Origin of the sequence: Micromonospora sp. WMMD735, from assembly GCF_049178995.1 — a bacterium.
Lineage (GTDB): Bacteria > Actinomycetota > Actinomycetes > Mycobacteriales > Micromonosporaceae > Micromonospora > Micromonospora wenchangensis.
Genome location: NZ_JBMHMJ010000002.1, coordinates 4,952,703 through 4,974,306 on the forward strand (window position 1 = coordinate 4,952,703; position 21,604 = coordinate 4,974,306).

Sequence of the window (21,604 nt, forward strand, 5' to 3'; positions counted from 1 at the left end):
CAGAAACCCGACAGATATTTCAGCCGCGGATCGCCGCCACCGCGTCCGCGAGCCGGCGCACACCCTCGTCGATCCGGTCCGCGGTCACCGCGGAGAACGCCAGCCGCAACGCGTGCCGCCCGCCGTCGACCATGAAGTCGCTGCCCTTGACCACGGCGACACCCCGCTCGGCGGCGGCCGGCGCCAACCGGTCCACGTCCACGTCGTCGGGGAACTCCACCCAGAGGAAGTAGCCGCCGTCCGGCTCGACGAAGGTCGTCTCGGGCAGGTGCCGGCGCAGCGACTCGGCCAGCACCCCGGCCCGCTCACCCAGCGCCGACGACACCGTGGCGATCGACCGCTGGATGTCACCCGAGACGCAGAACTGGTGCACGATCGACTGCGCCACCATGCCCGGCGAGATGTACAGGCTGGTCGCCTTCTTGGCGATGTCGGCGATCAGGCTCGCCGGCCCGACCAGGTAACCGACCCGCACCCCGGGACAGACGGTCTTGGTGAAGCTCGACGCGTGCACCACCACACCCCGGGTGTCCATCGACAGCATCGACGGCAGCGGCTCGCCCCGGAACCGGATGTCGGCGTACGGGTCGTCCTCGAAGATGGTGAAGCCGTACTCGGCGGCGAGGTCGAGCAGCTCACGGCGCTTGTCCAGGGAGAGGGTCACCCCGGCCGGGTTCTGGTAGTTCGGGATCACGTGGGCCAGCCGGGGGCGTACCCCGGACTCCAGCAGCTTGCGCAGCTCGGCGGTGTCCAGGCCGTCCGGCTCGATGCCCACGCCGTGGATCTCGCCGCCCATCCGCTGGAGGTTGAGCAGGGTCCGGTCGTACGTCGGACGCTCCACCACCACGGCGTCCCCGCGCCGGACCAGGTGGTCGAAGAGGAACGCGTCGGCCTGCAGCGAGCCGTTGGTGACCAGCACCTGATCCGCCTCGACGCCGTGCTTCTCGGCGATCCACTTCCGCAAGGGGGGGTAACCCACGGAGGTGCCGTAGGCGGTGACCCCGGCGGGGTCGGCGTCGAAGGCACGGACGGCGGCGGCCTTGAGCCCCTCGACATCCACGATGTCCAGCGAGGGCGCGCCACGGGCGAACGAGATCAGCTGCTCGGCGGTCATGCGCACGAGCCTAGGGCCTGGCCGGGCCGCTCCGGCCGGCATACACGCCAAGTTCAACATGCGGGCAGCCCGGCGGCATCCGGCCCGGCCCGGCGGCCGGGCGGGAGGGGGCGAACCGGTCGACTCCGGTGCAGGTCGGGACGGGACCGGACATCGGCGCGGCCGGTCGACGCTCGCTACTGTCGAAGCGTGCCCACCGAGCCCCTCCGCAGCGCCGGCGCGTTGATCACGGACGATGGCGTCGAGTTGGCACCGCACCGCTTCGCCGGGCTGGTCGCCCCGGCGGTCGAGCGGGCGTTCGTGGCCGGGATGCTCGCCGGCCGCGACGGCGGCGGCGCCGAACTGAGCCAACGGTACGGCGGGCCCGCCGCCACCGGCTTCCTGGTGGAGTTCCGCACCCGGCTCGCCGCGCCGGGCGGCACCGTCGACCGGGCCGGCTTCGCCGCCGTCAACCGCTACCGCGACCCGGCCACCTGCCAACGGGCGCTGGACAAGCAGGTCGCCCACGGCACGATCGCCCGCCGGCCCGACGGCGGGATCACCGCCACCGAACGCGGCGTCGACTTCCTCACCGAGCTGTACCAGGTGCACGCCGAGGTGACCGAGGAACTGTGGGCCGGACACGACGACCGGGTGCGCCGGCTCGTCGAGGCGTACGGGCGGGTGGTGGCGTACGCGGTGCTGCTGGCCGGGGAGCCGGACGCCGGGCCGGGGCCCGCATTCGCGGCGGTGGCTCCGCCGTACGAGCCGGACGGCACCCCGCCGGGCGTGCTGCTGCTCAACCGGATCGGCGCGCTGCGGTACCACCGGGCCGACGCGTACGCGCAGGCGTGGACCGCCGCCGGGCACACCGCCGGCAGCGTCGGCAAGCTGCCGGACGGCCCGGAACGGCGGGCCATCGAGCTGGAAACCGACCGTCGGGCGGCCGGCCCGTACGCCACGCTGACCGCCGACGAGCGGCTGTGCGTGCTCGCCGACCTGGCCGCCCTGCCCGGCTGAACCCCCGCCCGGCCCGGGTGAACTCCCGGTTGACGGCGGCCGGCCGGTTGCGCGGGGCTATCCTCCACGGTGACCTGGAGTCGTACGAGGGAGGCCCCGCATGATCGGGATGGTGCTCGCGGCCGGTGCGGGACGCCGACTGCGCCCGTACACCGACACCCTGCCCAAGGCGTTGGTGCCGGTGGACGGTGAGACCACCATCCTGGACATCGCGCTGCGCAACCTGGCCGAGGTGGGGCTCACCGAGATCGTGATCGTGGTCGGCTACGCCGCCGACGCGGTCGTGCAGCGGCAGGCGGCCCTTCAGGAGAAGTACGGCGTCACCCTCACCCTGGTGCACAACGACAAGGCCGAGGAGTGGAACAACGCGTACTCGCTGTGGCTGGCCCGGGAGCACTTCACCCGGGGCGTGCTGCTGGTCAACGGCGACACCGTGCACCCGGTGAGCGTGGAGAAGACCCTGCTGGCCGAGCGCGGGCCGGGCATCCTGCTGGCGGTCGACACCCTCAAGGCGCTGGCCGACGAGGAGATGAAGACCACCTTCGACGCCGCCGGCCAGCTCACCCGGATCACCAAGCTGATGGACCCGGGCGAGGCGTACGGCGAGTACATCGGCGCGACGCTGATCGAACCGCAGGTGGCCGGGGCGCTCGCCGACGCGCTGGAGGCGACCTGGCGACGGGACCCGAACCTCTACTACGAGGACGGCTACCAGGAGTTCGCCGACCGGGGTGGCGAGGTGCGGGCCGCGCCGATCGGGGACGTCTCCTGGGTCGAGGTCGACAACCACGACGACCTGACCCGGGCGCGGGAGATCGCGTGCCGCTACTAGCCCGTACCATCCTGACGCCGCTGCACATCGACGTGCGGCGCGGCGCGGTCGCCGACCTGGCCACGATCCTCGCCGACGGGCGGATCTCCGCCGGCGGCGACGTGGCGGTGGTGGTCGGCCCCGGTCAGGGCGGGCAGATCGCCGACCTGCTGCGGCCGTCGCTGCGTTCGGCGGACGTGTTCACCGTGGCCGGCGGCACCCTCGACGCCGCCGACGAGCTGGGCGGCAAGCTCCGCGAACGCTCGTACGACGCGGTGGTCGGCATCGGCGGCGGCAAGACCATCGACGTGGCGAAGTACGCCGCCACCCGGCGCGGCCTGCCGATGGTGACGATGGCGACCAGCCTCGCCAACGACGGCATCGCCTCCCCGGTCGCCAGCCTGATCACCGGCGGCATCAAGGGCTCCTACGGGGTGCACATCCCGATCGCGGTGATCGTCGACCTGGACTTCGTGGCAGCCGGCCCCGACCAGCACAACCGGGCCGGCATCGGCGACGTGGTCAGCAACATCAGCGCCCTGGCCGACTGGGAACTGGCCCGCCAGGTACGCGGCGAACCGGTCGACGGGCTCGCCGCGTCGCTGGCCCGGATGGGCGCGGAGGCGGTGCTCGCGCACACCGGCGACATGACCGACGACGCGTTCGTGACGGTGCTGGCCGAGGCGCTGATCTCCAGCGGCCTGGCGATGGCCGTCTGCGGCAGCAGCCGACCGGCAAGCGGCGGCTGCCACGAGATCATGCACGCCGTCGACGCCCTCTTCCCCGGTACCTCGTCGCACGGCGAGTTGGCCGGGCTCGGCGCGCTGTTCTGCACGTTCCTGCGCGGTGACGAGCGGCGCTTCGCCGAGATGGCGGCCTGCCTGGGCCGGCACCGGCTGCCCCGGCACCCGGCCGACGTGGGCCTCACCGACGACCAGTTCGTCGAGGCGGTGCAGTTCGCCCCGGCCACCCGTCCCGACCGGTACACCATCCTGGAGCACCTGGCCATGTCGGTTACCGAGACGCGCGAGCGGCTGGCAGACTACGCCGGTGCACTCCGCGACCACAGTGGCTGAACCCCGTCCCACCGTTGCCGACTTCCACCGGGTCAACCGGGGCGGCGGCCTGTTCAGTGAGTCGGTCAGCCAGTGGCTGGGTGCCGTCTTCGCCCTGGTCGCCCAGCGCCTCGGGCTGCGCCCGACCGCGCTGACCATCACCAACCTGGTGCTCGGCCTGGCCGCCTCGGTGACCGTGGTGGCGCTCGCCGACCGGGTCGCCGCCGGCACCGTACCGGCCTGGCTGGTCGGGCTGGTCGCGCTGGTCGGCTGGCAGGTGGCGTACGCCCTGGACTGCGCCGACGGGCAGCTCGCCCGGGTGACCGGTCAGGGCAGCGCGGCGGGTGCCCGGGTCGACGTGCTCTGTGACGTGGCCGCCCAGATCGCCCTGGTCGCCGCCCTATCCGCCACCGCCGTGGCGCAGCGCCCCTCCACGCCGACCTGGCTGGTGGCGACCTTCGCCGGCACCTGGATGGTCAACCTGGTGACCTCGGTGATGCAGTCCGGCCCGAACGCCGCCAGCATGGTCACCTCCACCTCCCTGCCGGTACGCCTGGTCAAGCTGGTCCGCGACTACGGCGCGGTGATCTTCGTGGCGGGGTTGGTGCTGATGCTCGTCCCGGCGCTGGTGTTCTGGGTGATCGTGGCGTTCACGGTGGTCAACGGCGGGTTCCTGCTGGCCAGCATCGCCTTCTCGGCCCGCGCCTCGCTGTAGGGGCCGGCACTGCGTCAAGCATCCGCAGGCGGTGCGGAACCCTACCCTTGCGCGCGTTCTCGGCGGAGTTGTTCGAGGACGGCGGTGTCGGCTTCCAGGTCGGGGTGGTCGACCTGTCGGTCGAGGTCGACGACGTGTTCGAGTTCGCGGATCGCCTGGTCGAGGTCACCGACCGCCCGGTGGACCATCGCGATGTTGAACCGGGTCACGGCTTCGCCGGCCCGGTCGCCGACCTCCTGCCGGATGGGCAGGGCCCGGTGGAAGTGGTCGAGAGCCTGCTGCCGATCTCCCAGACCGTTGTACACGCTGCCGATGTTGTTGAGGGTGGTGGCTTCGCCGGCCCGGTCGCCGACCTCCTGTTGAATGGGCAGGGCCCGATCGTAGTGATCGAGGGCCCGCTGTCGGTCTCCCAGGCTGTCGTACACGTGGCCGATGTCGGAGAGGGTGGTGGCTTCGCCGGCCCGGTCGCCGACCTCCTGCCGGATGGGCAGAGCCCGGTGGAAGTGGTCGAGAGCCCGCTGCCAATCCCCCAATCCGTTGTGTACGCGGCCGATGTTACAAAGGGTGGTGGCTTCGCCGGCCCGATCGCCGACCTCCTGTTGAATGGGCAGGGCCCGATCGTAGTGATCGAGGGCCCGCTGTCGGTCTCCCAGGCTGTCGTACACGTGGCCGATGTTGTTGAGGGTGGTGGCTTCGCCGGCCCGGTCGTCGACCTCCCGTCGGATGGGCAGGGCCCGGTGGTAGTAGTCGAGAGCCCGTCGCCGATCTCCCAGGCTGTCGTACACGGTACCGATGTTGTTGAGGGTGGTGGCTTCGCCAGCCCGGTCGTTGACCTCCCGTCGGATGGGCAGGACCCGGTGGAAGTAGTCGAGAGCCCGTCGCCGATCCCCCAGCCCGGCGTACGCGCTGCCGAGGTTGTTGAGGGTGGTGGCTTCGCCAGCCCGGTTACCGACCTCCCGCTGGATGGTGAGGGCCCGGTGGAAGTGGTCGAGAGCCTGCGGCCGATCCCCTAGCCCGTAGTACACCCGGCCGATGCTGGTGAGGGTGGCGGCCTCGTTGCCCCGGTGGCCGGTCTGTTGGTACATGGTCAGGGCCTGCTGGTAGTCCGCCAGAGCCGGCCAGGGTCGACCGGTCGACGACCTCGCCCAGCCACGCTGGTAGAGGGCGTCGGCGTCCGGACCGAGGGTCAGGGTCGCGGTGGCCATCGCCTCTACCTCGGCGAACCGCGAGGTGGCCAGCCACACCCGACACACCCCGTCACCGACGTCCCGGGCGATCTCCGGCTGTCGGCCGGCGACGGCGAGCCGGTACACCTCGACCCAGCGGGCGAGGGTCCTCGGGTCAGTGACCATCGGCGGCCGTGGGGGCGAGGACCCAGAGTTGGTAGAGAGAGCGGGCGGCGGCGGCGCACGCCTCGGTGTGTTCGTCGTCGGTGAGCAGGGGGCGGACGAGGGGGTGCAGGACGTTGGAGACGTAGTAGCGGGGTTCGCGGGTTTCGGGGTCGGTGCCCTCTTCGAGCAGGCCGAGTTCGACGGCCCGCTGGAGGTGCCGGGCGGCTTCGGGGTGCTGGTGCAGGGCGTGGACGGTGTCGGCGGGGATCGGTAGTTCGACGACGTTGACCCGGGCGAGCATGCGGCGCAGTTCGAGGGGCTGGGAGTCGAGCAGGTTGTCGGCGAGGACCGTCTCGCGGCGGAACCGGTCGGTTTCGCCCTCGATGGCGGCGAGCAGGCCGTCGACGTCGAGGGTGGCGTCGCCGACGATCCGGTTGAGCCAGTCGAGCAGGCGGGGGTTGCCGGCGGCGGCCTCGATCGCCCGGGTCCGGATGGTGGGGTTGATGGTGGATTCGGGGCGCAGGTTGGTCAGGTTTGCGATCTTTTTGGTCTGCTCGACGGGGGTGAGGGTTTCCAGGGCCTCGACGGCGAGGGTGGTGCCGGCCGGGGTAGGGAAGCGGTAGCGGCTGGTGATGACGACGCGGCTCGGGCTGCCGGTGTCGCGGATGGCGGTGAGCAGGGCGGGCAGGATCTCGGCCATCGCCGGGGCGAGGACCCGGCTGCCGTCGTCGCGGGTGTCGAGGTTGCCGGTCTCGAAGTCGTCGAACACGAACAGGCAGGGTGTCCCGCCGAGCGGCCCGTCGACGTCGAGCAGGTACCGCAGCCGAATCGGAAGCGGGAGCTGCTCGTTGTCGAGGAGTTTGGCGGCCTCGGTCCTCTGGTCAGGGTCGTCGAAGCGGACCTTGTCGATCAATTCGCGGAACTTGATGGCGTCGACCCGGCCGTACCAGACGGCGCGCTGGTGGGTGGGCATGCGTTCCAGGAGCCGGGAGGCGAGGCTGCTCTTGCCGAGCCCGCCCATGCCGGCCAGCAGCAGGCCCTGGGCCGCGCCGGGGGTGTCGGCGGGTTGCCGCAGGACGCGTAGGCAGCGCTGGATGACCCGCCGCCGGCCGACGAACTCGGCGCGGGAGGCGACCCGGGACAGTTGGGTCTGCGGGTCCAGGAACTGCTGGTCGGCGGCGCGTACCTGCAACCGCTTGCGACCCCTGGTGTGCAGCGGGGTGACCAGGGGTGCCAGCGGGGACCGGTCGGCGTAGACGCGGAGCAGATGCCAGTAGCTGCTCTTCCTGTCGTGGAACAGGTGGCGGCGGGCCGTGATGATGGCCCGGTCCAACGACCCGCCGTCGGCCAAAGCCTGGTAGAGCGCGGCGGCGAAGTCGGTGGCGGAAACGTCCCCGACCGGCAGCGCCCAGCCCAGCACGGCAGGGGCACCGGCCTGCACCAGGCTCTCACTCATCGACGGGAACACGCCGCCTTCCGGGGCGTCGGCGGTGAGGCAGCCGGAGACGAACACCAGCCTCGGCCAGTGGCCCTGCATCGCCTCGGCGAGCTGGTCGGCCGTCGCCCTGGTGGGCGCACCGTACTCGTCCTCCAGCAGGAAGACCGGCTGCCCACCGGCGGTTGTGGCGTGCCCGCTCAGGTGCAGCACGTCGAAGTGACCCGGCCCGTAGTCACGGCTGAGGAAACGTAGCCCCTCCAGGGTGCCGCTCTCCTCCACCACCAGATCGGTGCCGGTGCGCCGGGTCGCGGCCAGGATCGCCGCCTCCTCGGCCTCGAAGTTGAGCACCGGCTCGACACCTTCGGGCGAGGCCGCCATGAACAGCACCCGCAACGGCCGGTTGCCGGGCTCGACCGGACCGGGCAACGCCGCGTGTTCGCCGACCACCCGGACCGGCAACAGCGGTGCCCGCCCGGCCACGGTCAGGAACGCTCCTTCCCGGGCCAGCAACTCCCACGGCAGGTGCCGCAGCCGCTGTTCGGCGCTGATCCGCAGTGCCGCCCCGGCGGGGTGGGCCAGCATCGGGGCGAGCCACCGCTCGTCGCCGTCGAGGAACTCCGCCAGCCGGGTGCCCAACTCGGCCAGCCGGGTCGCGCCGTACACCTTGTAGGCGGTGGCGTCGGTGCTGTAGTCGCGGCGTACCAGGGTGATCAGCTCGTCGACCGCGGCCCGGTCCAGGTTGCGGGTCCGGGGTGGCTGGCCGTCGGCGGACAGCCGCAGCTCGTAGTGGTTCGAGGTCTGCGCGAAGACCTCCAGGTCGAAGGTGCTCATCTGCCCATCCCCGTCGTGGTGGTCAGGTCAGTGCGGCCCGGTGTCGTCCTGCCGCATGGCGATCTCCAACCGGGCCTGGCTGCCCTCGGCCAGCTCGATCCGGGTGCCGTCGGGCAGCAGCACGGTGACCGCAGCGCCGTCCCGGCGGCGGGCACCCCACCACTCGGTGATCGTCTTGGCCGCACCGACCCCGGAGAACACCAGCCCGATCACCGCGATCACCATCTCGGCCGAACGCTGCACCTGCACCGGCGACACGCTGCCGTCGGGGCCCACGGCACCGACCAGCGCGGCCCGCAGTTCCGCCGCCCAGCTCGCGGCCTGCGCCCCGGAAACCTCCACTGTGGCGTTCGCCATCGCCCGCACCCTCCCCGACACACCTGGTCACACCGGCCCATGACCGCCCCCCCGCCGGACCAGCCGGACGATCAACGGTACGGACCTTGGCGGCTACTGTACGTTTCATTCGCGTCCCGGGACCTCTCGGAGAACCGGGCTCAGGTGACAGCTTTCCGACTCATCGACCGCGCCCCCGGTCATCGGGGAAAGAACAACGACGACCGACGCCACCGCCCGTACGCCTGTGGTGTCACCGTCCTATCCTCGACAACGGGAGCAGCAGGAAGAGCGAGGTGGACCGGCGATGGAGGATCGAGAACGCCCCGTCAACCCCGCTGCGGCGACCACCATCGCCCGACGCGTGGAGGTCCATCGGCTCGCGGTCGCCGGCCGACAGCCGGAGATCGCCCGGGAGGTCGGTGACCGGGTGTGTCGGGTGTGGTTGCGTACCTCCCGGTTCGCCGCCGTCGAGGCCATGGCCACCGCCACCCTGACCCTCGGCCCGGACGCCGGCTCCTTGTACGACCGTGGGTGGGCGCGGTCGTCGACGGGCCGACCCCGGCCAGCGCTGGAGGACTACCAGCAGGCCCTGACCATGTACCAACAGGCCGGCCACCGGGGGAACGAAGCAGCCACCCTCACCAGCATCGGTCGCGTGTACGACAACCTGGGAGATCGGCAGCGGGCCTTGGACCACTACCACCAAGCCCTCCCCATCCAGCGGGAAGTCGGCGACCGAGCCGGCGAAGCCACCACCCTCAACAACATCGGCAGCGTGTATGACAGCCTGGGGGATCGGCAACGGGCCTTGGACCACTACCACCAAGCCCTCCCCATCCGGCGGGAAGTTGGCGACCGAGCCGGCGAAGCCGTCACCCTCAACAACATCGGTCGCGTGTATGACAGCCTGGGGGATCGGCAGCGGGCCCTGGAGCACTACCACCAAGCCCTCCCCATCCGGCGGGAGGTCGGCGACCGAGCCGGCGAAGCCGTCACCCTCAACAACATCGGTCGCGTGTACAACAGCCTGGGGGATCGGCAACGGGCCCTGGAGCACTACCACCAAGCCCTCCCCATCCAGCGGGAAGTCGGCGACCGAGCCGGCGAAGCCGCCACCCTCAACAACATCGGCCTCGTGCACGACAGCCTGGGGGATCGGCAACGGGCCCTGGAGCACTACCACCAAGCCCTCCCCATCCAGCGGGAAGTCGGCGACCGAGCCGGCGAAGCCGCCACCCTCAACAACATCGGTCGCGTGTACAACAGCCTGGGGGATCGGCAACGGGCCCTGGAGCACTACCACCAAGCCCTCCCCATCCAGCGGGAAGTCGGCGACCGAGCCGGCGAAGCCGTCACCCTCAACAACATCGGCCTCGTGCACGACAGCCTGGGGGATCGGCAACGGGCCCTGGAGCACTACCACCAAGCCCTCCCCATCCAGCGGGAAGTCGGCGACCGAGCCGGCGAAGCCGTCACCCGATACAACATCGCGATGGCCCTCCGGGCGGGCGGTGACCTCGACCAGGCGATTCGGGAACTCGAACACGTCGTCGACCTCGACCGGCAGGTCGACCACCCCGACCTCGAAGCCGACACCCGTGTCCTCGAACAACTCCGACAGGAACGCGCGGAACACCCGTAGGAATGCGCGTCGGCCACAGCCGAGCGAAACCCTTTCGGCACATCGAAAGGTGTCGTAGTGTGGCGGCCACAGGTAAGCGCTTTCCAAGCTTGTTGCGGCACTTCGGCAGGCGCCCCTGCGCGTGCGGACCGGCTGTCCGCCACCACCCCGTCCCATTACCCGTCTCGGAGGACACGTGAGCACACGTGACAACGGCGCGACGCCGCGCCGCCGGCGGTGGCAGGTCGCCCTGCTGCCGTTCGCCACCGTCGGGCTGGTCGCCGCCGGCCTGGTCGTCACCCAGACCGGTGCCCAGGCCGCCACCTGGCCCACCGCCAAGAGCACCACCACCGTCACCAACACCCAGTCGATCAGCGGCACCCGGGACTTCGGCCTGGTCCGCTACAAGGCCGGCGGCGCGATGGGTGACGGCGGTCAGAGCGAGAGCCAGAAGCCGATCTTCGAGCTGGCCGACGGCGCGACGATCAAAAACGTGATCATCGGTTCGCCGGCCGCCGACGGCATCCACTGTAAGGGCAGCTGCATGCTGATCAACGTGTGGTGGGAGGACGTCGGCGAGGACGCAGCCACGTTCAAGGGCGGCTCGTCGGCGAATTACACCGTCGACGGCGGCGGTGCGCGGTCCGCCTCGGACAAGGTGTTCCAGCACAACGGCGGCGGCAAGCTGACCATCAAGAACTTCGACGTCAGCAACTTCGGCAAGCTGTACCGGTCGTGCGGCAACTGCTCGACCCAGTACAAGCGGACCGTCGTCATCCAGAACGTCACGGTGACCGCCCCCGGCAAGGTGCTCGCCGGCATCAACACCAACTACGGCGACACCGCGACGTTCTCGGGCATCACCATCTACGGCGACAGCAGCCGGAAGATCTCCATCTGCGACCGCTACACGGGCAACAGCTCCGGTGCCGAACCCGTCAAGACCGGCAGCGGGCCCGACGGGACGTACTGCAAGTACACGTCGTCAAACATCGTCTACCGGTAGGGCCTGCTGGCAAGGAGGGTCCAGCATCGACGTTCGGCCACGGGCGAGGCGGGCCGCGCACGCGCCCAGGTGGGCATGCGCGGCCCGTCGCCGTCGCTGGCACCGACGCCCCAGCGAGCTGGCCAAACCACGACAACAGTCCAGGTCACAGCCGCGCGAAGGGTGTGACGGAAGACGACTGACAGTTGGCCCTGACATGCGGACGCCTGGACGTCAGAGGTGCGAGAATAGGCGACGATCCAAGACGCAGGAGGTGAGCCGGGATGTCGAGCAGCGCCGAGCAGATGCCTGAGTGGCCGACCGCTGAGCACGTACCGGCCGAGGAGACGGCCCGTCGCCAGGGTGTCCGGCCAATCGCCTCCGTCGACGACCTCGCACGGCCGGGCCTGTTCGAGTCCGACGACGAGCTGGACGACTTTCTCGCTGATCTGTATGCCTCCCGCCGGGCCACCGCCGCGTGAGCCTGGTAGTCCTGGACACCGACGTCGCGTCGGCCATTCTGCGCGGCCGGCTACACGACAGGCTCCGCACCCGACTGGTCGGTAAGACCCTGTGCATCACCTTCGTCACGCTCGGGGAACTGACCAAGTGGACTGCGCTGAGGAGTTGGGGGCCACGCAAGCTGGCCGACCTCGCGCAGTGGCGATCCGGCGTGGTGCTGCTCCCCTTCGACGAGGCGGTGGCGACGACCTGGGGCCATCTTCAGGCTCGGGCGCAACATCGCGGGCGGCCCCGGCCGACGAATGACTCCTGGATCGCGGCGTGCTGTCTGGTCGATCGGCTGCCGCTGGCGACCTTCAACGACAAGGACTATGCCGACTTCGCCGAGTACGACGGCCTCCGGCTCTTCGACGTCTCGTAGCGGCACGAAAACGGGATATCCGTCAACCCGGGTCAGGCCCAGATGCTTCTTGGGCGTATTCGACCGCCGCGCCTACCTTGATCGACTCGGTTGGGGCGAAGTTGGGGTGTCAACCGTCCAGGAATACCGCTACTTCGGCCCACGGGTTTGGCCGCTCAACTCTCGGGCGGCGGTTCGTCCGCACCGCAGCGTGCCCCGGGCTCCCGAGACGGGGCCGGTGCGTGCCACTTCCGCAGTCGGTACGACGGGCAACGTCAGTTGTGCTTGAGGGAGTCGACGAAGGTGCGCCAGCCCTGGGCGTCGAAGGCCAGCGAGGGGCCGGACTTGTCCTTGCTGTCCCGGACGGCCACCCCATCGCGGAGGTCGCGTAGTTGTGGGGGACTGCTCCACTGACCGCCGCGCTTACCGTGATCGACTCGGTTGGGGCGAAGTTGGGGTATCGGCCGCGCAGGGATACCGCCACTGCGACCCACAGGTTCTGGTCGTTCAGTTCTCCGGCGGGGGCGGCTCATCCGCGCCCCGAGCCTTCCATGGCTGGTGCTCCGTGATCCAGGCTTCCACGTCCTCCACGAGCCATACCGCCCCGCCCGCCAGCCGATCGAAGGGCTCGGGGAAGTCGGGCCGGGTGGTGAGCTGGACGATGCGGACACGGGACACGCCCAAGCGCTCTTGCAGCTCCGCGCTCCCGTACAGCCTCCGCCGCCAACTCACTATCGAAGCATGCTGAGCTGACCCCCTTACGAACTCGGAAGACAGGGCCAGGTCACCTATTAGCGCTGTTGAAGAAGCATCAGAGCCAGTAGGCATAGCCACTGTCATACTTGACAGGGGGTTGATGATCAGGTCTGCTGAGTAGCGGTAAGTAGGCGTTAGGCCACGAACCCCCACGGCCGACGCTCCTGTCTGTGGACTCTCGGGAGGCCCCATGGCTCGGCATGCGAAGAACCCGGATCGCTCCGGTCTGCTGGCGAAACTCTGGCCGTTCGGGCGGCGGCGGGTGAACCCGCTCGACCGTCTCCGGCCGGCGACGAGCCACGCCGAACGCGTCGCGGCGTACCGGGCGATAGGGGTGGCCCGGGTGCCCGACCTGCCGGAACGGCCGCTGCTGACCCTGGCTGGGGAGTACCGGGCGGGGTGCTGGTCGTGACGGCGCGGCGCGGGTCCGACCACGACGACCGGGGCGAGCAGATCCAGGCGGCGGAACGTGAGGCGGCCCGGCAACGGATCCTCGCCCAGGCCGAGGCGGAGCGGATACCGGCCGAGGAGACCACCCGGGCGGTGCCGGACCGGCGGTGGCGTCGTGGACAGCAGTGAGCTGCTGCCGGTCGGCCGGCGGGTGGCGTACTGGCGGGGGCGGCGGAAACTGTCGCAGCAGGTGTTCGCCGATCGGCTCGGTCGGTCGAAATCCTGGGTGGACAAGATCGAGCGGGGCGTCCGGTCGCTGGACAAGGTGTCGACGTTGCGGGACATCGCCGCCGTGCTGCGGATCGACACCGCCGTGCTGCTCGGCCGGGACGCCCGCCCCGCCACGACGGCCGCCCGGGTCGAAGGGGTGGAGCGGATCCGGGCGGCCCTGTCGACGTACGAGATGGCGCTCGGGCGACCGGCGACCCGCCCGGCGGTGCCGGCCGGCCGGGTGGTGCGGGACGTCGGGCACGCCTGGGTGCAGTTCCAGCACGCCAGGTACCCGCAGGTGGTCGACGTGTTGCCGGGTCTGCTGACCGGCGTGCAGCGGATCTCCGCCGACGATCACGAGTCGAACCGGCCGCTGCTGGTGGACGTGTACCGGCTCACCGCCGCGCTGCTGGTGAAGCTCGGCGAGGTCGACCTGGGTTGGCTGGCCGCCGACCGGGCGATGGCCACCGGGGCCGGCGATCCCCTGCTGGTCGCCGCCGCCACGGTGCAACTCGGCCAGGTGTTCCGCGCCTCGGGGCGGGCCCGCGCGGCGGTGTCGGCGTCGCTCGCCGCCGCGTACCGGATCGCCCTGCTCGGACCCGGCGATGGTGGCCCCGGTGAGTTGTCGTTGTGCGGAGCGTTGCTGGTGCAGGCCGCGCTGGGGGCGGCCCGCCGGGGCGACGACCGCGCCGTCGCCGACCTGCTCGACGAGGCCGCCGGGATGGCCGCGCAGGTCGGCGAGGGCCACGACCACCACCGGACGGCGTTCGGGCCGACGGCGGTGGACCTTGCCCGTACCGCCGCCGCCCTTGACCTGGGCCAGGCCGGCGAGGCGGTGGCCTGGCACGAGCAGGCGACCCGGCGGGACGCCTGGCGGTGGCTGCCGCTGGAACACCGGGCGGCGAACCTGATCGACGCGGCCCGCGCCTACCTCCAGGCCGACGACCCGGCCAACGCCGGCCGGGTGCTCGCCGACGCCGACCGGATGGCACCCGCCGAGGTACGCCACCGGCCCGCCGCCCGCGAGGTGCTCGCCCAGGTGGCCCGCACCCCGCACGCCCCGGCCACGATCGTCACGCTCGCCGCCGCCCTCGGGGTGACCTGACCATGACCGCGCCGCACCTGTCGTTGGCGCAGATCCGCAACCGGTTGGTCCTCACCGCCCGCGCGATCCTCCGCGCCCACCGCACCGACCCGGACGGCCGCTGCCGGGTCTGCCGGGTCGCGGACTGCCGGGTGTCGGCCGCCGCCCGCGACGTCATCCACACCGCCGCCGCTTTTCGCACGGCGGAAGAGCAGGCAGCGGACGAGATCCGGGCCTTCGACGACGGCGGGCAGGATCCCCGGCCCGCAGGCGTTGCCCCTGCTACCGAAGCGGAACTCAAGGCGGTTGATGACAACGCTCAGGCACCAAGCCCTACCTCTCAGCATGGTCGGCAAGCCCGCCCTGCCTGGCCGTGAGAGAGGGCTAACCTGTGGGACTAAGCCTGAAGCGACACCATGGGGACGAGGCACGTGATAACCGGTGAACTGAAGAGCAAGATCGATCGCGTCTGGGATGCCTTCTGGTCAGGCGGCATCTCCAACCCGCTGGAGGTGATCGAGCAGATCACCTACCTGCTCTTCATCAAGCGGCTGGACGAGATGGAGATGCGAGAGCTGAAGAAGGCAGAGCGCTTCCCGGACGCCCAGGTCACCCTGCGGTTCGGGCCGGACCAGCAGGAACTCCGATGGTCCCGGTTCAAGATCCTGGACACGGAGACGATGCTCAAGACCGTTACCCACAAGGTCTTCCCGTACCTCCGGGAGCTCGGCAGCGATGGGTCCACGTACTCGGATCACATGAGGGACGCCCGGTTCACCATCTCCAATCCGGTGCTGCTCGGCCGGGTGGTCGACATGCTCGACAACATTCCGATGGAGGACCGGGACACCAAAGGCGATCTCTACGAGTACATGCTCAGCAAGATCGCCACGGCAGGACACAACGGACAGTTCCGTACGTCCCGGCACATCATCCAGCTCATGGTCGAGATGACGGCCCCGACCCCGCAGGATAAGATTTGCGATCCGGCCTGTGGCACTGCTGGCTTCTTGGTCGAGGCAGGCGAGTACGTCCGGCGTGCCCATCCGGACGCGCTGCTCGATACGAAGCAGCGGGAGCACTTCCACGAGAGCATGTTCCACGGCTTTGACTTCGATGGCACGATGCTGCGGATCGGCAGCATGAACATGCTGCTGCACGGGGTGGAGAGCCCCGACATCCGCTACCGCGACTCGTTGGCCGAGAACGTCAGTGACGAGGATCTTGAGAAGTACTCGCTGATCCTGGCCAACCCGCCGTTCGCCGGCAGCCTCGACTACGAGAGCACGTCCAAAGACCTCCAGCGGATCGTCAAGACCAAGAAGACCGAGCTGCTCTTCCTCGCCCTCTTTCTCCGGCTCCTCAAGCCCGGCGGGCGGGCGGCGGTGATCGTGCCGGACGGAGTGCTCTTCGGGCCGAGCAAGGCGCACAAGGAACTGCGTCGGATGCTGGTCGAGGACCAGAAGCTCGACGGTGTGGTCAAGCTGCCGAGCGGTACCTTCAAGCCCTACTCGGGAGTCTCCACCGCGATCCTGCTCTTCACCAAGACCAACAGCGGCGGGACTGACAACGTCTGGTTCTACGAGGTGACCGCCGACGGGTGGAGCCTGGACGACAAGCGGACTTCGCTGCTGCCTATCGAGAAGCTTGGGCCGGTGCCGGACGTGGCACTGGCTGAGGGCGAGCACACGAAGAACAACCTGCCGGACGCGCTGGCGCGGTGGTCCCGCCGGGACGGCGACGAGTTGCAGCGGGCACGGACCGACCAGAGCTTCTGTGTGCCCAAGGCCGACATCGTCGAGCAGGGCTACGACCTCAGCCTCAACCGTTACAAGGAGGTTGTGCACGAGGAGATTGAGCACCGGTTGCCTCTCGACATCTTGTCTGACCTAGAGAGGCTGGAATCCGAAATCCAGCAGGGCATGTCCGATCTGAAGGCGATGCTCGGATGAACCAGGGAAGGACTGCTCGCCTGGCTGACTTGGTCAAGTTCGTCGGTGGTGGAACCCCCACTCGGAACAACCCCGACTACTTCGGTGGTGACATTCCCTGGGTGACCCCGAAGGATATGAAATCCTGGGGCATCGAAAGGGCGCAGGTCAACATAACTGATGCCGGCCTGGCTGGAAGCGCTGCTCGCCTCGTTCCGGCTGGATCAGTGCTCGTCGTCGTCCGTTCTGGCGTGCTGAAGCACACCCTTCCTGTCGGCGTGAGCCGCGTCCCTGTCGCTATTAACCAGGACATGAAGGCCGTGCTCTGTGGTAGGGAGATCCATCCAGACTATCTCGCGCGGCTAATCAAGGCGAACTCTAGCCTCATTCTGAGTTGGGTCCGAGCCACCACGGCCGACAACTTTCCAGTTGAAAAGCTCAAGGAAATGAGAGTTTCGCTGCCCTCGGTTGAGGAGCAGCGGAGAATTGCGGAGATCCTGGATCGCGCGGACGAGCTGCGGTCCAAGCGCCGCGAAGCCCTAGCTCAACTCGACGAACTTGCTCGATCCATCTTCCTCGACACTTTCGGCGATCCGGTGCGAAACGAGCACAGTTGGCCCAGGGCTCCGATGGGTTCGCTTCTTTCCCGGATTCATAGCGGCCATAGCCCTCAATGCCTCAGTCGTCCAGCCAGTCAAAGTGAATGGGGCGTTCTTAAGCTTAGCGCTATAACCTCCTGCGAATTTCTTGCAAAGGAGAACAAGGCCCTCCCAGTGGGGGTTGCACCGAAATTAGAGCATGCGGTCAAGGTGGGTGACCTTCTCTTTTCGAGGAAAAATACAAGGGATCTGGTGGGAGCCTGCGCTCTGGTCAGAGAGACGCCATCCAACCTTCTTCTTCCAGATCTCATATTTAGGCTTGAGTTGAATCCCGATGCCGCGATCAACAAGGTGTTCCTTCAGCAGTTGCTTGTATATCCGTCCAAGCGGCGTCAGATCCAATTACTGGCCAGTGGTTCCGCAGGCTCTATGCCCAATATCTCCAAGGCAAGCTTGATGGTAGCGGAAGTTGAAGTTCCCCCTCTTGCACTGCAGCAGGAGTTCGCTCGCCAGATCGAGGCTATCGAGGAGTTGCGGGCAGCCCAGCGAGCAAGCCTGGCTGAGTTGGATGCGCTGTTCGCGTCGTTGCAGGATCGGGCTTTCCGGAGGTTGCTCTGATGTGAGACGCTCTAGGGCTGTCCACTGTGGGGGTAGACGAACCGATGAGCAACTTCGCGTTCCTGCGGGCCGAGTGGCCCGAGCTGCTTGACGAGGCCCTGCGGGCCGAGCGACTGGCCGTCGCCGACCCGCGGGTCTCGTGTTTCTATGCCCGGCGCACCCTGGAGCTCGCGCTCGGCTGGCTCTTCGACGCCGACGCGACACTCAAGCGGCCGTACAGGAACGACCTCTCCGGCAAGATCCACGAGCCGACGTTGCGCAACATGGTGGGCACCGCCCTCCAGGTCAAGATGAACGTCATCCGCAAGCAGGGCAACCGGGCCGTGCACGAGAAGACGCCGGTGACCGACAAAGACTCGGTGCCGGTCCTGCGCGAGCTGTTCCACGTCACGTACTGGATCGCCCGGCACTACACCCGCGACCAGGCGCAGTTGCCGGCAAACGCGTTGGCCTTCGACCCGGATCGGATTCCCCGACCGGTCCCCGCCGAGGTGCGGCAGCAGACCCGGGCCGAGCTGAAGGCGCTCGCCGAGAAGCTCGCCGCCCAGGACGTGGCGCTGGCCGCCGAGCGGAAGCGGTCGGCCACCCTCGACGCCGAGCTGGCCAAGCTGCGCGCCCAGATCGCCGCCGCGAAGGTCGCCAACGAGGCCCGCCCCGACGACCACGACTACGACGAGGCGCAGACCCGCGACCTCTACATCGATCTCATGCTGGCCGAGGCCGGCTGGCGGCTCGACGGGCCGGACGACCGTGAGTTTCCGGTGACCGGCATGCCCAACGGCTCGGGCACCGGCTTTGTCGACTACGTGCTGTGGGGTGCCGACGGCAAGCCGCTCGCGGTGGTCGAGGCCAAGCGCGCCCGGCGGGACGCCACCGACGGCAAGCAGCAGGCCAAGCTCTACGCCGACTGCCTGGAGCAGCAGTACGGCCAGCGGCCGGTCATCTTCTACACCAACGGTTACGGCACCTGGCTGTGGGACGACACCGCCTACCCGCCGCGCCCGGTGCAGGGCTTCTACACCAGGGACGAGCTTGCGCTCCTGATCCAGCGCCGCGCCATCCGCGAGCCGCTCGCGGGCGTGACAATCAAGCCCGAGATCGTCGAGCGGCACTACCAGCACCGGGCGATCCGGAAGATCGGCGAGGCGTTCGAGCGGGATCGGCAGCGTCAGGCGCTCGTGGTGATGGCCACCGGCGCGGGCAAGACCCGTACCGTGATCGCCCTGGTCGACGTGCTGATGCGGGCCAACTGGGTCAAGCGGGTGCTCTTCCTGGCCGACCGCACCGCCCTGGTCAACCAGGCGGTCAACGCGTTCAAGGCGCACCTGCCCAGCGCGGCCACGGTCAACCTGGTCACCGAGCGCGACACCGATGGCCGGGTGTACGTCTCGACGTACCCGACCATGATGGGCCTGATCAACGACACCGCGAGCGGTGGACGGCGCTTCGGGCCGGGCCACTTCGACCTGGTCGTCATCGACGAGGCGCACCGGTCGGTCTACCAGAAGTACCGGGCGATCTTCACCTGGTTCGACAGTCTCCTAGTCGGGCTCACCGCAACCCCGCGTAACGAGATCGACCGCAACACCTACAGCCTGTTCCACCTTGAGGACGGCGTCCCCACCGACCACTACGACCTCGACGAGGCGGTGCAGGAGGGCTACCTCGTCCCGCCGCGCGCGTTCTCCGTGGAGACCGATTTCCAGTGGCGCGGCATCCGCTACGACGACCTCAGCGAGGAGGACAAGGACCGCTGGGACTCGCTCGACTGGGGTGACGACGAGCCGCCGGACAACGTCGACACGGACGCGGTCAACAAGTGGGTGTTCAACGAGAAGACCGTGGACAACGTCCTGGCGACGCTGATGACCCACGGCCACAAGGTGGCCGGCGGTGACCGGATCGGGAAGACGATCATCTTCGCCAGGAACCAGGACCACGCCGACTTCATTCAGAAGCGGTTCGACCACGCGTATCCGATGCACGCCGGCCACCGCGCCCGGGTCATCACGCACAAGGCCGAGTACGCGCAGAGCCTCATCGACGACTTCTCCCAGCCGGAGAAGGACCCGCACATCGCGATCTCGGTGGACATGCTCGACACCGGCATCGACGTGCCCGAGGTCGTCAACCTGGTCTTCTGCAAGCCCGTCCGGTCGAAGTCGAAGTTCCTCCAGATGATCGGCCGAGGCACCCGGCTCTGCAAGGACCTCTACGCCCCCGGGCAGGACAAGAAGGACTTTCTGGTCTTCGACTTCTGCCGGAACTTCGAGTACTTCAACCAGAATCCCGAGCCGGCGCAGGGAAAGCGGGCTGAGCCGCTGACCACCCGGCTGTTCAAGGCCCAGCTCGACCTGATCCACCGCCTCGACCAGCGTCTCCCCACTGACGTCTACCCGGAGCCGGACACCGACGGGACGCAGAGCGAAACCGGCCTCCGCTGGGAGCTGGCCCGCGACCTGCACGCCCGGGTGGCGAACATCCACCTCGACAACTTCGTCGTACGCCCCAAGCGCCGCCTAGTGGAGCACTACGTCGACTTCGCGCACTGGCACAGGCTCACCCCCGAAGCGGTGGGCGAGATCGGTGACAACCTCGCCGGTCTGCCCACCACCGTTCAGGACACCGACGAAGCTGCCAAGCGGTTCGACCTGATGGTGCTGCGCCTCCAACTCGGCCAGTTCCAGGTACTGCCGGACTACGTGCGGCTGCGTGGGCAGGTGCAGGAGATCGCCTCGACGCTGCTGGAGCAGACCAGCATCCCGGCGGTCCGCGAGCAGCAGCACCTCCTCGACGAGGTGGCCAGCGACGAATGGTGGCAGGACGTGACCCTGCCCATGCTGGAGCTAATGCGTCGACGCCTGCGCGGGCTGGTCAGGTTGATCACCCGGGCCAAGCGGGCCATCGTCTACACCGACTTCAGCGACGAGCTGGGGGAGATCTCGCTCGTCTCGCTCAACGACATCAGGATCGGCACGAACTTCGAGCGGTTCCGCGCCAAGGCCCAGGTCTACCTGCGCGCCCACGAGGGCCATCTCGCGTTGCAGAAGCTGCGCCGCAACAAGCAGCTCTCCGCCACCGACCTCGACGAGTTGGAGCGGATGCTCGTGGCCAGCGGTGGCGGCACCGAGGACATCGACCGGGTCCGCCGTTCCTCCGAAGGACTCGGGCTCTTCATCCGCTCACTGGTCGGGCTCGACCGGGAAGCCGCCAACGAGGCGTTCAGCGAGTTTCTGACCGGCCGTACCCTCACCGCCAACCAGATCAGCTTCATCGGCCTGATCATCGCGCACCTGACGCAGAACGGCGTCATGAAGCCTGAGCGGCTCTACGAGAGTCCGTTCAGTGATCTGGCGCCCGACCCGGAATCGATCTTCCCGTCCACCGATCTGGACCGCCTGGTCACGATCCTCAACTCGGTCCGGGACACCGCCACCCCGGCAAGCGAGGTGGCCTAGTCGGTGCCGGGAGCCGCGACCGGCAGGCCCCCCGATTCTGACGCCAGCCTGTCGGCGAGCAGCAGATCGAGGGGCGACAGCCCGGCCGGGACATCGTAACGGGGCAGTCGGTCGAGGTCGTTGGTGGTGGTGGCCTTGAGACGGATCAACCCTCCGGCCACCAGGGATTCATACCTGGAGAACTCCCGGCCTGACCTGATGCTCACCGCATGCCCCCTTGTTCCCATCACACTCTTCTCGCAACAACGAGGAGCGGGCCTGCCCGGCACCGCGGTTGCACTTGGCGATAGTTGGTATGGCTGTCAGGCATAAATATGCCAGCCAGTCATACTGCTTCAAGTAGATATGCCGACCAGCCGCGACACGCCCGAGCGCCCTCCCCGACCTTCGGGCGCGG

At 69.0% G+C, this 21,604-nt stretch carries 22 protein-coding genes; 15 read left to right on the forward strand and 7 right to left on the reverse strand.

Going from position 1 to position 21,604, the window contains the following annotated elements; translation table 11 throughout:
* Positions 1-19 precede the first annotated feature (19 nt).
* Entirely contained in the window at positions 20-1,114 is a 1,095-nt protein-coding gene (locus ACN268_RS21320) for a PLP-dependent aminotransferase family protein (protein WP_421484717.1), read from the reverse strand.
* Between the two features lie 189 nt (positions 1,115-1,303).
* Here ACN268_RS21320 and ACN268_RS21325 point away from each other — a divergent pair, with 189 nt between their 5' ends.
* From ACN268_RS21325 to ACN268_RS21340, 4 genes are all read left to right on the forward strand, one after another.
* Positions 1,304-2,113: a hypothetical protein gene (locus ACN268_RS21325; RefSeq protein ID WP_363649543.1), complete on the forward strand. Its 810-nt coding sequence runs from the start codon at positions 1,304-1,306 to the stop codon at positions 2,111-2,113.
* A gap of 100 nt (positions 2,114-2,213) precedes the next feature.
* Positions 2,214-2,945, forward strand: coding sequence for a sugar phosphate nucleotidyltransferase (locus tag ACN268_RS21330; RefSeq protein ID WP_421484718.1), 732 nt, complete (start codon positions 2,214-2,216; stop codon positions 2,943-2,945).
* Positions 2,933-4,000 (forward strand): iron-containing alcohol dehydrogenase family protein, encoded by a 1,068-nt coding sequence (locus ACN268_RS21335; RefSeq protein WP_357924621.1) that lies wholly within the window; start codon positions 2,933-2,935, stop codon positions 3,998-4,000. Before ACN268_RS21330 ends, ACN268_RS21335 begins: the two co-directional genes overlap by 13 nt.
* Positions 3,975-4,694, forward strand: a complete 720-nt coding sequence (locus tag ACN268_RS21340; RefSeq protein WP_421484719.1) for a CDP-alcohol phosphatidyltransferase family protein — start codon at positions 3,975-3,977, stop codon at positions 4,692-4,694. The genes ACN268_RS21335 and ACN268_RS21340 overlap by 26 nt, the downstream gene beginning before the upstream one ends.
* A 41-nt stretch (positions 4,695-4,735) precedes the next feature.
* On the opposite strand, the gene ACN268_RS21345 is transcribed toward ACN268_RS21340, so the two are convergent.
* From ACN268_RS21345 to ACN268_RS21355, 3 genes are read right to left on the reverse strand one after another with little or no spacing between them, the layout of a single operon-like run.
* Complete coding sequence (locus ACN268_RS21345; protein WP_421484720.1) at positions 4,736-6,046, reverse strand: tetratricopeptide repeat protein; 1,311 nt, start codon at positions 6,044-6,046, stop codon at positions 4,736-4,738.
* Positions 6,036-8,294, reverse strand: a complete 2,259-nt coding sequence (locus ACN268_RS21350; protein WP_421484721.1) for a CHAT domain-containing protein — start codon at positions 8,292-8,294, stop codon at positions 6,036-6,038. Before ACN268_RS21350 ends, ACN268_RS21345 begins: the two co-directional genes overlap by 11 nt.
* A 27-nt stretch (positions 8,295-8,321) precedes the next feature.
* Entirely contained in the window at positions 8,322-8,651 is a 330-nt protein-coding gene (locus ACN268_RS21355) for a hypothetical protein (RefSeq protein WP_357924633.1), read from the reverse strand.
* Positions 8,652-8,937: 286 nt separating this feature from the next.
* Here ACN268_RS21355 and ACN268_RS21360 point away from each other — a divergent pair, with 286 nt between their 5' ends.
* The 4 genes from ACN268_RS21360 (at position 8,938) to ACN268_RS21375 (ending at position 12,122) form a co-directional block, all read left to right on the forward strand.
* The gene (locus ACN268_RS21360; RefSeq protein ID WP_421484722.1) at positions 8,938-10,275 is read left to right on the forward strand and encodes a tetratricopeptide repeat protein; all 1,338 of its coding nucleotides are present in this window, start codon (positions 8,938-8,940) and stop codon (positions 10,273-10,275) included.
* A 175-nt stretch (positions 10,276-10,450) separates the two neighbouring features.
* Positions 10,451-11,260 (forward strand): pectate lyase, encoded by an 810-nt coding sequence (locus ACN268_RS21365; protein ID WP_421484723.1) that lies wholly within the window; start codon positions 10,451-10,453, stop codon positions 11,258-11,260.
* A gap of 263 nt (positions 11,261-11,523) precedes the next feature.
* Entirely contained in the window at positions 11,524-11,721 is a 198-nt protein-coding gene (locus ACN268_RS21370; RefSeq protein WP_377683226.1) for a hypothetical protein, read from the forward strand.
* Positions 11,718-12,122 (forward strand): type II toxin-antitoxin system VapC family toxin, encoded by a 405-nt coding sequence (locus ACN268_RS21375; RefSeq protein ID WP_091248847.1) that lies wholly within the window; start codon positions 11,718-11,720, stop codon positions 12,120-12,122. Before ACN268_RS21370 ends, ACN268_RS21375 begins: the two co-directional genes overlap by 4 nt.
* Before the next feature lie 254 nt (positions 12,123-12,376).
* Here the strand turns inward: ACN268_RS21375 and ACN268_RS21380 are convergent, their stop codons facing one another.
* Positions 12,377-12,472, reverse strand: coding sequence for a DUF397 domain-containing protein (locus ACN268_RS21380; RefSeq protein WP_421484724.1), 96 nt, complete (start codon positions 12,470-12,472; stop codon positions 12,377-12,379).
* 136 nt (positions 12,473-12,608) lie between these two features.
* On the reverse strand, positions 12,609-12,779 hold the full coding sequence (locus ACN268_RS21385; RefSeq protein ID WP_421484725.1) for a DNA-binding protein: 171 nt from the start codon (positions 12,777-12,779) through the stop codon (positions 12,609-12,611).
* 268 nt (positions 12,780-13,047) lie between these two features.
* On the opposite strand from ACN268_RS21385, the gene ACN268_RS21390 reads away from it, so the two are divergent.
* Genes ACN268_RS21390 through ACN268_RS21420 form a run of 7 tightly spaced genes read left to right on the forward strand, consistent with a single transcriptional unit; the run spans position 13,048 to position 21,207 of the window.
* Positions 13,048-13,269, forward strand: coding sequence for a hypothetical protein (locus ACN268_RS21390; RefSeq protein WP_421484726.1), 222 nt, complete (start codon positions 13,048-13,050; stop codon positions 13,267-13,269).
* Positions 13,266-13,436 carry a hypothetical protein gene (locus ACN268_RS21395; RefSeq protein ID WP_357924650.1) on the forward strand — a complete coding sequence of 57 codons (171 nt, stop codon included), beginning with the start codon at positions 13,266-13,268 and terminating at the stop codon, positions 13,434-13,436. Before ACN268_RS21390 ends, ACN268_RS21395 begins: the two co-directional genes overlap by 4 nt.
* Positions 13,423-14,622 (forward strand): helix-turn-helix domain-containing protein, encoded by a 1,200-nt coding sequence (locus ACN268_RS21400; protein ID WP_421484727.1) that lies wholly within the window; start codon positions 13,423-13,425, stop codon positions 14,620-14,622. Before ACN268_RS21395 ends, ACN268_RS21400 begins: the two co-directional genes overlap by 14 nt.
* A 2-nt stretch (positions 14,623-14,624) precedes the next feature.
* The gene (locus tag ACN268_RS21405; protein ID WP_421484728.1) at positions 14,625-14,978 is read left to right on the forward strand and encodes a hypothetical protein; all 354 of its coding nucleotides are present in this window, start codon (positions 14,625-14,627) and stop codon (positions 14,976-14,978) included.
* 54 nt (positions 14,979-15,032) lie between these two features.
* Entirely contained in the window at positions 15,033-16,553 is a 1,521-nt protein-coding gene (locus tag ACN268_RS21410) for a type I restriction-modification system subunit M (RefSeq protein ID WP_421484729.1), read from the forward strand.
* Positions 16,550-17,749 carry a restriction endonuclease subunit S gene (locus ACN268_RS21415; RefSeq protein ID WP_421484730.1) on the forward strand — a complete coding sequence of 400 codons (1,200 nt, stop codon included), beginning with the start codon at positions 16,550-16,552 and terminating at the stop codon, positions 17,747-17,749. Before ACN268_RS21410 ends, ACN268_RS21415 begins: the two co-directional genes overlap by 4 nt.
* A 44-nt stretch (positions 17,750-17,793) precedes the next feature.
* Positions 17,794-21,207: a DEAD/DEAH box helicase family protein gene (locus tag ACN268_RS21420; RefSeq protein ID WP_421484731.1), complete on the forward strand. Its 3,414-nt coding sequence runs from the start codon at positions 17,794-17,796 to the stop codon at positions 21,205-21,207.
* On the opposite strand, the gene ACN268_RS21425 is transcribed toward ACN268_RS21420, so the two are convergent.
* Complete coding sequence (locus tag ACN268_RS21425; protein WP_421484732.1) at positions 21,204-21,413, reverse strand: hypothetical protein; 210 nt, start codon at positions 21,411-21,413, stop codon at positions 21,204-21,206. The two genes, ACN268_RS21420 and ACN268_RS21425, sit on opposite strands and share 4 nt — an antisense overlap.
* Positions 21,414-21,604 lie beyond the last annotated feature (191 nt).

Bases quoted from the DNA above. Each gene is read 5' to 3' on its own strand.
- ACN268_RS21415 (WP_421484730.1), top strand. From the start codon at position 16,550: ATGAACCAGGGAAGGACTGCTCGCCTGGCTGACTTGGTCAAGTTCGTC.
- ACN268_RS21405 (WP_421484728.1), top strand. From the start codon at position 14,625: ATGACCGCGCCGCACCTGTCGTTGGCGCAGATCCGCAACCGGTTGGTC.
- ACN268_RS21360 (WP_421484722.1), top strand. From the start codon at position 8,938: ATGGAGGATCGAGAACGCCCCGTCAACCCCGCTGCGGCGACCACCATC.
- ACN268_RS21350 (WP_421484721.1), bottom strand. From the start codon at position 8,294: ATGAGCACCTTCGACCTGGAGGTCTTCGCGCAGACCTCGAACCACTAC.
- ACN268_RS21420 (WP_421484731.1), top strand. From the start codon at position 17,794: ATGAGCAACTTCGCGTTCCTGCGGGCCGAGTGGCCCGAGCTGCTTGAC.
- ACN268_RS21320 (WP_421484717.1), bottom strand. From the start codon at position 1,114: ATGACCGCCGAGCAGCTGATCTCGTTCGCCCGTGGCGCGCCCTCGCTG.
- ACN268_RS21390 (WP_421484726.1), top strand. From the start codon at position 13,048: ATGGCTCGGCATGCGAAGAACCCGGATCGCTCCGGTCTGCTGGCGAAA.
- ACN268_RS21330 (WP_421484718.1), top strand. From the start codon at position 2,214: ATGATCGGGATGGTGCTCGCGGCCGGTGCGGGACGCCGACTGCGCCCG.
- ACN268_RS21355 (WP_357924633.1), bottom strand. From the start codon at position 8,651: ATGGCGAACGCCACAGTGGAGGTTTCCGGGGCGCAGGCCGCGAGCTGG.
- ACN268_RS21345 (WP_421484720.1), bottom strand. From the start codon at position 6,046: ATGGTCACTGACCCGAGGACCCTCGCCCGCTGGGTCGAGGTGTACCGG.
- ACN268_RS21370 (WP_377683226.1), top strand. From the start codon at position 11,524: ATGTCGAGCAGCGCCGAGCAGATGCCTGAGTGGCCGACCGCTGAGCAC.